Below are 2445 nucleotides of genomic sequence, written 5' to 3'. Positions count from 1 at the left end.
TCTCCAGGCAGTAAGTTGTGGTGGATTATGGCTTACAGAAACTGCCATCTCGTTGCGGCTGAGCCTGATCTGTTAAATGTTCGCAACGTGATCGCGTGTCGGACGTAGCCCACAGAAGCTGTGGATAACTTTGTTAGCAAGTGGTGGCGCAGCGGCCTGCAAGCCGCGCCAAATCGTGCATGTGACAGAACGATGAAATTTTGAGCAGAATTAAGTTATTCAAAATCAATGAGTTACACGAATTTATCTCGATATCCGCGCGAAACCAGGGGGTCGAGCCTTGAGGGACGGCTCTCTGTGGAGTATTACACCCGGATTACCAAGGGATTTAGGGGTGTTTGATGCATCGGCTCCTTCCGAGAAGCCGCAAGCGGGAGCGCGCGACGCGGGCATCCGGGTATGGCCCGTCGGGTCTTTGCTAAGGGCTATTTCGGACAGCCTTGAAGCCCGATTTAACCCGGTCGCGGTGCAGGGTGAGATCAGCGGGTTTTCGCGTGCAGCCAGCGGCCACTGCTATTTTTCGCTCAAAGATGAACAGGGGCAGGTTCGCTGCGCCATGTTTCGCCGCGCTGCCACGATGCTGGAGTTTTCCCCGCGCGACGGCCAATTGGTGGAGCTGCGGGGACGGCTGGGTGTTTATGAGCCGCGCGGTGAACTACAACTGGTGGTCGAGTCCATGCGCCAGGCAGGCCAGGGCAATCTTTTTGAACAGTTCCTGCTGCTCAAGGCCAGACTTGAAGCTGAGGGCCTTTTCGACCCAGGCCGTAAAAGGCCTTTGCCTTTGCTGCCCCGCGCCATTGGTGTGGTGACTTCGCTGGGTGCCGCCGCCTTGCACGATGTCACGAGTGCTTTGCAGCGCCGTGTGCCGCATATTCCCGTGGTTATTTATCCTGCCAGCGTGCAGGGCAGCCAGGCAGCCGGCGAATTGCGCGCCGCTTTGCTCAAAGCCTATCAGCGGCGATCCCAGGACCGCGTGGATGTCTTGCTGGTGGTACGCGGTGGCGGCGCCATGGAAGACCTGTGGGCTTTTAATGATGAGCAGCTCGCCCGAACCCTGGTGGAATCGCCCATGCCAGTGATTAGCGGGGTAGGGCATGAAACCGATTTCACGATCGTCGATTTTTGCGCTGACGTGCGTGCGCCCACGCCGACCGCCGCGGCAGAACTCTGCGCGCAGCCCCAAGCGGTGTGGTTGGGTGCGCTCGACATGGCCGTGTCGCGGCTGCAAAACGGCGTAGACCGCCAGCTGGAGTCGCACAACCAGCGCCTGGACTGGGCGGCTTCCCGGATTAGCCGGCCGTCGCATCTGGTTACCAGGCAGCATGCCCGCCTGGCCGGGCTCGGCCAGAGCCTGAGCCATGCAGCGCGTTTGGCACTGCAGCACGAACAGCGCAAGCTACAGGTCTTGGGCAGCAATTTTCCGCACGAAGTGCAAGGCAGCCTGCAGCGCGGCCGGCAGCGCATCGAGCGCGCGCAGTTAAGGCTTGAGTTGCTGGACCCCAAACTGGTTCTGAAGCGCGGCTACGCCTGGCTTGCCGACCTTCAGGGGCAACCCATTACAAGCCGCGAAAAGACCCATGTGGGGCAACCTGTACGCGCTACCCTTGCCGACGGCGAGGTCGATTTGACAGTTTCTGCGCGCAGACTGATTTAGTTTTTACAATGACATCGTTAAAAGCAGTTTATTCATCACCACGAGGAAAAAATCATGGAACACAAACTCCCCCCGCTACCGTACCCGATCGACGCCCTGGCGCCGCATTACAGCCAGGAAGCCTTTGAATACCACCATGGCAAGCACCACAATGCTTACGTGGTGAACCTCAACAACCTGCAAAAGGGCACTGAGTTTGAAGCCATGACGCTCGAAGAGATCGTCAAGAAATCCAGTGGTGGTGTGTACAACAATGCTGCCCAGATCTGGAACCACACCTTCTTCTGGAGCTGCATGAAGCCCGCTGGCGGCGGCGAGCCTGGCGGCGCACTGGCTGCAGCCATCAATGCCAAGTTTGGCTCTTACGCTGCGTTCAAAGAGGCTTTCGTCAAGTCGGCCGTTGGCAATTTCGGTTCCGGCTGGACGTGGCTTGTAAAAAAAGCCGACGGCACGGTTGATATTGTCAACACCGGCCCGGCAGGTACCCCGCTCACCACTGCCGATAAGGCCTTGCTGACGGTGGATGTCTGGGAGCATGCCTACTACATTGACTACCGCAACCTGCGTCCGAAATTTGTCGAGACCTTCCTCTCCAATCTGGTGAACTGGAGTTTTGCCGAGGCCAACTTCGCCTGAGGCGAGAGGCCTTCGCCCACAAAAAAGCCGACATGAGTCGGCTTTTTTGTTTTAAAAGCGAGAAATCAGCGCTTCGCCTCGAAAATCGGGCCGCCCAGTTTGCTGCCGGCCTTGATGCGTTTTCGCGCAAACCAGCCCTTGTTCATTTCCAGGAC

2 protein-coding genes are annotated in these 2445 nt (G+C 58.1%); both read left to right on the top strand.

Annotated features, from left to right (window positions below):
- The first annotated feature begins 334 nt into the window (after positions 1-334).
- Complete coding sequence (gene xseA, locus AC1D1X_RS20890) at positions 335-1654, top strand: exodeoxyribonuclease VII large subunit (protein WP_477669426.1); 1320 nt, start codon at positions 335-337, stop codon at positions 1652-1654.
- A 54-nt stretch (positions 1655-1708) separates the two neighbouring features.
- Entirely contained in the window at positions 1709-2290 is a 582-nt protein-coding gene (locus tag AC1D1X_RS20885) for a Fe-Mn family superoxide dismutase (protein WP_431096247.1), read from the top strand.
- The last annotated feature ends 155 nt before the right edge of the window (positions 2291-2445 follow it).

This window comes from Polaromonas sp. P1_G4, assembly GCF_056405475.1.
Note: the sequence above shows the minus strand (reverse complement) of the source record. Positions and strands in the feature narration are given on the sequence as shown.